6 protein-coding genes and 1 pseudogene are annotated in these 6377 nt (G+C 58.6%); 4 read left to right on the forward strand and 3 right to left on the reverse strand.

Annotation, left to right across the window (positions count from 1 at the left end):
• A pseudogene (locus DBR30_RS13085) lies at positions 1–92 on the forward strand (3'(2'),5'-bisphosphate nucleotidase CysQ); the annotation flags it as partial.
• Between the two features lie 79 nt (positions 93–171).
• Here the strand turns inward: DBR30_RS13085 and DBR30_RS13090 are convergent.
• The 3 genes from DBR30_RS13090 to DBR30_RS13100 all read right to left on the reverse strand — a co-directional run bounded on the left by DBR30_RS13090 (position 172) and on the right by DBR30_RS13100 (position 2658).
• Positions 172–468, reverse strand: a complete 297-nt coding sequence (locus DBR30_RS13090) for a YciI family protein (protein ID WP_108542418.1) — start codon at positions 466–468, stop codon at positions 172–174.
• 24 nt (positions 469–492) lie between these two features.
• On the reverse strand, positions 493–1044 hold the full coding sequence (locus tag DBR30_RS13095) for a septation protein A (protein WP_108542417.1): 552 nt from the start codon (positions 1042–1044) through the stop codon (positions 493–495).
• A gap of 90 nt (positions 1045–1134) precedes the next feature.
• Positions 1135–2658 carry an aminotransferase class V-fold PLP-dependent enzyme gene (locus DBR30_RS13100; RefSeq protein ID WP_108542416.1) on the reverse strand — a complete coding sequence of 508 codons (1524 nt, stop codon included), beginning with the start codon at positions 2656–2658 and terminating at the stop codon, positions 1135–1137.
• 175 nt (positions 2659–2833) lie between these two features.
• On the opposite strand from DBR30_RS13100, the gene trhA reads away from it, so the two are divergent.
• From trhA to DBR30_RS13115, 3 genes are all read left to right on the forward strand, one after another.
• Positions 2834–3469, forward strand: a complete 636-nt coding sequence (gene trhA, locus DBR30_RS13105; RefSeq protein WP_005335337.1) for a PAQR family membrane homeostasis protein TrhA — start codon at positions 2834–2836, stop codon at positions 3467–3469.
• Between the two features lie 127 nt (positions 3470–3596).
• On the forward strand, positions 3597–5258 hold the full coding sequence (locus tag DBR30_RS13110; protein WP_005335335.1) for a putative transporter: 1662 nt from the start codon (positions 3597–3599) through the stop codon (positions 5256–5258).
• Between the two features lie 231 nt (positions 5259–5489).
• Positions 5490–6377 (forward strand): retention module-containing protein (locus tag DBR30_RS13115; RefSeq protein ID WP_258224423.1); only part of this gene is annotated, 888 nt, incomplete at its 3' end.

Below are 6377 nucleotides of genomic sequence, written 5' to 3' on the forward strand. Positions count from 1 at the left end.
GGGCGGGGGGCAGCGTCACCCAACTCGATGGCTCGCCGCTGCGTTACAACAAGCCCGACATCCTTAATCCCTGGTTTGTCGCCAGGGCGTGAGGCTGATACCGGGATGCAAAAAGGCCGGACTGGAGTGAACTTCCAGTCCGGCCTTTTTTATTTCGCTATTCGCTTCGGGTCAGAAGACCTTCTTGAACGGCTTGATGGTCACTTTGGCATAGACGCCAGCTGCCACATAGGGATCGGTATCGGCCCAGGCCTGGGCGTCCGCTTGTGAGGCAAACTCGGCGATGACAGTGCTGCCGGTAAAGCCGGCATCGGCCGGATCCTCGGCATCGATGGCCGGGTTGGGGCCGGCAGTCAGCAGCCGCCCCTCATCCTGCAGGGCTTGCAGGCGAGCCAGATGGGCGGGGCGAACCTGCTTGCGCAGCGGCAGGCTGCCCTGAACATCTTCGGAGTAGATGAGATACCACATGAGACAATCCTTTTCTTATGAGGGTTATTTTTTCAGCTGTTCTTTTTGATCAGCCGGAATGTGGCGGTAGAGGTAGACACCGCTGAGCAGGGTGAAGATCAGGGTCATGCCGAGCAGGCCGAACACCTTGAAGTTGACCCACATCTCTTGCGGCAGGTTGAAGGCCACATAGAGATTGAGCAGGCCGCAGACGGCAAAGAAACCGGCCCAGCCGAGGTTGACCCGATCCCAGATGGCGTCGGGTGCCTGCAGCTCCTTGGCCAGCATCTGCTTGATCAGGTTTTTGCCAAAGCCGTAGCGGCTGATGAGCAGACCCAGTGCGAACAGTACGTTGATGACAGTCACTTTCCACTTGATGAAGGTGTCATCGTGGAAGAAAACCGTGAGACCGCCAAAGAAGCCGACCAGCAGGAAGGTAAAGAGCTGCATCTTCTCGACTTTGCGATAGCGGATCCAGCTATAGGCGAGCTGCAGACCGGTGACCACCACCAGTGCGCCGGTAGCCATGTAGATGTCGTAGAACTTGTAGACCGCGAAGAAAACGATAAGTGGAATAAATTCAATAAATTGCTTCATGTCTGGCGCCTAGTCCTCAAAGATGGCCTGCAAATTTCGCCCAGTCTACCTGCACGGTGGACAACGGCAAATGAATAAGACCGCTCATTTTTACGCCGGTTCCGCGCCGTCGCCAAACAGTTGGCGTGCAATCGAGATCCCCAGTCGCTGCTGGTCGGCCAGCAGGTCGCGGATATGGCGCTCTTCAATCAGAGGGTTGAGCAGCACGGCGCGCAGCAGGGTGAGCGGTTGGGCGCCGTAGCGTACCACCGCCCGCTGGGTGCGGGAGACAAAGCTGTGCCCCTCGGCCCGCTGGGCTTTTTGCAGTGCCACGTTGAAGTCGTTGATCTGTGCATTGGCCGCTTCATCCAGCACCTTGCCCTGCAGGTGGGGTGGAATGCAGCGGTAGGAGAGCAGGTTCATCACCGGTGCCGACATCAGCTCGAAGGCGGAGTCACTTTCGATGAGATCTGCCATCAGCCGGGCGCGGTCGTAGTTGGCTTCGATAAGCTCGGCGTAGCCTTGCTGGCCGAAGAGTTGGAAAGCGGCATCCAGATAGAGGGCATTGGCCGGGCGGGTGCCCTCCAGCGTAAAGCGACCCTGATCGAACGAGGTGGCACGAATGGCGTAGGGCGCCTCTCGCTTGACCGCCATCATCAGGTCGGGCTGGCGGCAGAGCAGCATGCCGGTACCGAGTGGCACCAGCAGCTGTTTGTGGCCATCCAGTGTGACGGTGTCGGCCTGCTCAATGCCGGTCAGCAGGCCTTGATAGCGGGGGGAGAAGAGGGTCGGGCCGCCCCAGGCGGCATCCACGTGGAAGTGGATCTGCTCGCGCTCGGCGATGGCCGCCAGTTCTGGTAACGGATCGATGGAGCCAAAGTCAGTACTGCCCGCCACGCCGACCAGCGCCAGCACCTTGAGTTTCTGTTCCTTGCACTGGATCAGTGCCTGCTCCAGCGCAGCCAGACTGAGCTGGTTCTGCTCGTCAGTCTCAAGGCGCCAGACGCTGCGGGCGCCCAATCCCAGCAGATCCATCCCCTTGTCGAAGGAGTAGTGCATCAGGCGTGAGCCCAGAATGACGGCACCGCGATAGCCCTGCTCATAGAGCGCGAACAGGTTGTCGCCGCAGGCGCGGTTGCGGGCCAGCCAGAGGGCTGTGACGTTGGCGATGGTACCGCCACTGGTCATGACGCCGAGGGCGGCATCCTTGGCATGCATCTGCTCGCCGTAGAAGGCATCGTCCATGCCGTAGATGAGGCGGTGCAGCTTGGCCAGCACCTCCCGCTCCAGAAAGCTGAGCAGGCGGGAGGACTCCATCTTCATCGGATTTTGGTTCAGCATTACCAGCAGGCGCGACAGCTCGGCGGTATAGGCCGGCAGTGGCGCCGTCATATGGCCCATGTAGCGTGGCGAAGTGAGGTGCGAGGCGCCGGGTACCAGAGTGGCCAGTCGGGCGAGATAGGCTTCGGTCGAGCAGCCGCTGGCGGGCATGCTGGACTGGTCGAGCTGATGGGTGAACAGGTCGCGCTGATAGGGGGCCTGACTGTCGTCGGAGTGGTGGAAGCTCTCCAGCAAGGTGTTCATCGCCTCGCCAAAGGCGGGATCCGCTTGTGCAAACAGCTCAGTCAACTTCATCAGGTTCTCCAGACCAGGTCACCGGTGTTGGTGTCTATGCCGCTTGTCTCGGGCATCGGCGGCAGAGCATACACCAAAGGGGGGCGGGTGACAGCCACCCCATTTTTTAAGCGAACACTTGTACTCCGAAATGGCGCTGGGTAGAGTGAGCCACAGTTATTGTGGAGTCGATGTTATGAGTGGTGTGATGGATTACTCCCCCCGGGAGGAGCTGGCAAACCGGCTGAGTCACGGTGCGGGATTGTTGCTGGGGATTGTCGGGCTGGTGTTGTTGCTCATCAAGGGATGGGGGCAGGGCACGCAGGCGCTGGTGAGTTACAGCCTTTATGGCGGCAGTCTGGTGCTGCTCTATCTCGCCTCGACCCTCTACCACAGCATGGCGGAAGGGCGGGCCAGACGCTGGTGCAAGGTGTTTGATCACTGCGCCATCTATCTGCTGATTGCCGGCACCTATACCCCCTTTCTGCTGGTGGCGCTCGACACGCCGCTGGCGAAAGGGTTGATGGTGGTGATCTGGGCCCTGGCGCTGGCTGGCGTGGTGTTCAAGCTGGTGTTTATCAACCGCTTCAAGAAGTTGTCGCTCTTTACCTACCTGATGCTGGGTTGGCTGTCGCTGGTGGTCATCTACCAGCTCTATATCCATCTGGCCGGTGAGGGGCTGCTGCTGCTCGGGCTTGGCGGCCTTATCTACAGCCTCGGGGTCATCTTCTATGTGGCAAAGCAGATCCCCTATAACCACGCCATCTGGCATCTCTTTGTGCTGGGTGGCAGCGTTTGTCACTTTATGGCCATTTACGGCTACGTCGCTTAACTTCTTGCAACTAGCCCTTAATTGGTATTTTTAGCGCGTAAAAGGATAAATTCGTGCGGTATCACACAGTTGGCATCAGCGTTTGCTGACAAGCTAGGGCCAGTTCAATTCGCAAAGGATGCACGAAATGAGTGAAATCGCGCTTTCCATCAGCATGTTGTCGCTGGTGGCAGTGCTAGGACTCTGGCTGGGGAACTGGCGAGTCTATGGCGTTGGCTTGGGAATAGGGGGGGTGCTGTTCGGCGGCATCATAGTGGGTCACTTTGCAGGCGCCTCCGATCTCGCGCTGGATGCACAAACGCTTCACTTTATTCAAGAATTTGGCCTGATCCTGTTCGTCTATACCATCGGCATCCAGGTCGGGCCGGGTTTCTTCTCGTCATTGCGCAGTTCGGGTCTCAAACTCAACGCCTTTGCCGCTTTGCTGGTCATCCTTGGCTGCGTGGTGGCTGCTGGCTTGCATCAATTTTTCGATGTGCCGTTGCCGGTCATTCTGGGGGTCTTCTCCGGTGCCGTCACCAATACGCCATCCCTCGGTGCGGGCCAGCAGATCCTGGCCGAGCTGGGGGCCGCGCCCGGTTCGACTGGCCTGATGGGGATGGGCTATGCGGTTGCCTATCCGTTTGGCATCTGCGGCATTTTGCTCACCATGTGGCTGGTTCGGGTATTCTTTCGCATCAAGATCGACGATGAAGCCGCCCAGTTCGAGCTACAAACCGGTAAAACCAAGGAGAGCTTGCAGACCATCAACATCGCGGTGCGCAACCCCAACATGCACGGCCTTATGCTGAGCGAGATCCCGAGTCTCGACGAGTCTGATGTCATCTGTTCACGGCTCAAACGGGGCGACGAGCTGATGGTGCCACGGCCGGAATCCCGTATCGAACTGGGTGACTTGCTGCACTTGGTCGGTGAGCGCCATGCGCTGCACAAGGTGTTGCTGGTGTTGGGGGAGGAGGTGGAGACCTCGCTCTCGACTCGTGGTACCGACCTGCGCGTCGAGCGGGTGGTGGTGACCAACGAGCAGGTTCTTGGCAAGAAGATCCGCGATCTGGATATCAAACAACGCTATGACGTGGTGATCTCGCGCCTCAACCGAGCTGGTATCGAACTGGTGCCGACCAGTCAGACCAGCCTGCAGTTTGGCGATATTCTCAACCTGGTGGGGCGCCTCGATGCCATCGAAGCTGTCACCAATGTGGTCGGCAACGTGCAGCAAAAACTGCAGCAGGTGCAGATGTTGCCGGTATTTATCGGGATTGGCCTTGGCGTATTGCTCGGTTCCATCCCCTTCTACCTGCCCGGTTTCCCGGCCGCTCTCAAATTGGGTCTGGCGGGTGGGCCGCTGGTGGTGGCGCTGATCCTGTCGCGGATTGGCAGCATCGGCAAGCTCTACTGGTTTATGCCCCCCAGCGCCAACCTGGCGCTGCGGGAGATCGGCATCGTGCTGTTTCTGGCGGTGGTCGGATTCAAGTCCGGTGCCGGTTTCGTTGATACCCTGATCAACGGTGATGGCCCAGCCTGGATGCTCTACGGCATGGCGATCACCCTGATCCCGCTGCTGGTGGTCGGTGTGCTGGCGCGCCTCTACGGCAAGATGAACTACCTCACCCTGTGTGGTTTGCTGGCCGGCTCTATGACTGATCCTCCCGCGCTGGCCTTTGCCAACGCCATGCACCCGACCAGTGGCGCCAGTGCGCTCTCATACGCCACTGTCTACCCGCTGGTGATGTTCCTGCGGATCATCTCGCCACAGCTGCTGGCTATCATCCTCTGGGCGGGAGCCTAGGGTTAATCCTGACGGGAGCATGCCTTGTCATGCTCCCGTCATCATTCTGTAATTTATTGATAATTTTGGTTTTTGCCATTCTCGTAACCTCGTTTTACACACTTCTGTCTGGCTGAACAGTTCAGCCTCAAATCGGTCTATCCTTTCGAATTTTCGAGCTGGTTATTTTCCCCCTCAGTCTGCAAAGTAGGCTGTGGCTTATTGCATTCAAATCAGGATTCAGGAGAGAACATGATTACCAATGCCGTTACCTTGGAACAGGGCGTAACCGTAACCCAACTCAAAGGACAAATTTATCTGGTGGCCGCAGATGGCAGCCGGAAGCTGTTGGCTGAAGGTGATGTGCTGCCGAAAGGGGCGGTGATCATGTCGCCGGATGGCGCCAGTTTCATGGGCGGCGGACAGTCGTTCAATGTGCAACCGGCCAGCGAGCAGAGTGAACCTGCCGAAGAGGGGGATGCTCCCCAGCTGGCTCAAAATGGTGCCGCTGGCACTCCTGATGATATCAATGCCCTCCAACAGGCGATCTTGGGTGGGGCTGACCCGACTCAGGCCTTTGAAGCCTCTGCCGCAGGCGGTGCACCTGCCGCTGGTGGTGGCGGTATTGGTGGTGTCGCCGGTGCCAGTGGCAACGGCGGTTTTGTCACCATAGACCGTACCGGTTCCGCAACCATTGCCGAAGCTACCTTCGATACCACCTACAACGCTAATGGTGAACTACCGCTTGGTGCTGCTGGCGAAGATGAAGTATTTGACCTGACCCCGCCCACCATTTCCGTCGTTGCGCCAGATAACACCAATGACACCACACCGACCCTGACCGGAACCACGGATGCTCCCGCTGGCAGCACCGTAACCTTGCTGGTCACCGATGCAAACGGTAATCAACAAACCCTGACCGCGATCGTCACACCCACTGGCACCTTCACCGTGGATGTGGTTACACCCTTGGCCGAAGGCTCTTATACAGTCACCGCCACAGTGACCGATCCTGCGGGGAATACAGGTAGTGCGACTGATTCAGGGAGTGTGGACACCAAGATTGACCAGGATGGCGACGGCAACACCGTGGCCATCACCGGCATCACCCAGGACACCGGCAGCTCGGGCAGTGACTTC

This window comes from Aeromonas sp. HMWF017 (assembly GCF_003061465.1).
Lineage (GTDB): Bacteria > Pseudomonadota > Gammaproteobacteria > Enterobacterales > Aeromonadaceae > Aeromonas > Aeromonas veronii.

What these genes read in the sequence shown, in the direction of transcription:
- trhA (WP_005335337.1), top strand. Translation starts at nt 2,834, where the DNA reads ATGAGTGGTGTGATGGATTACTCCCCCCGGGAGGAGCTGGCAAACCGG.
- DBR30_RS13100 (WP_108542416.1), bottom strand. Translation starts at nt 2,658, where the DNA reads ATGAAGTTGACTGAGCTGTTTGCACAAGCGGATCCCGCCTTTGGCGAG.
- DBR30_RS13110 (WP_005335335.1), top strand. Translation starts at nt 3,597, where the DNA reads ATGAGTGAAATCGCGCTTTCCATCAGCATGTTGTCGCTGGTGGCAGTG.
- DBR30_RS13090 (WP_108542418.1), bottom strand. Translation starts at nt 468, where the DNA reads ATGTGGTATCTCATCTACTCCGAAGATGTTCAGGGCAGCCTGCCGCTG.
- DBR30_RS13095 (WP_108542417.1), bottom strand. Translation starts at nt 1,044, where the DNA reads ATGAAGCAATTTATTGAATTTATTCCACTTATCGTTTTCTTCGCGGTC.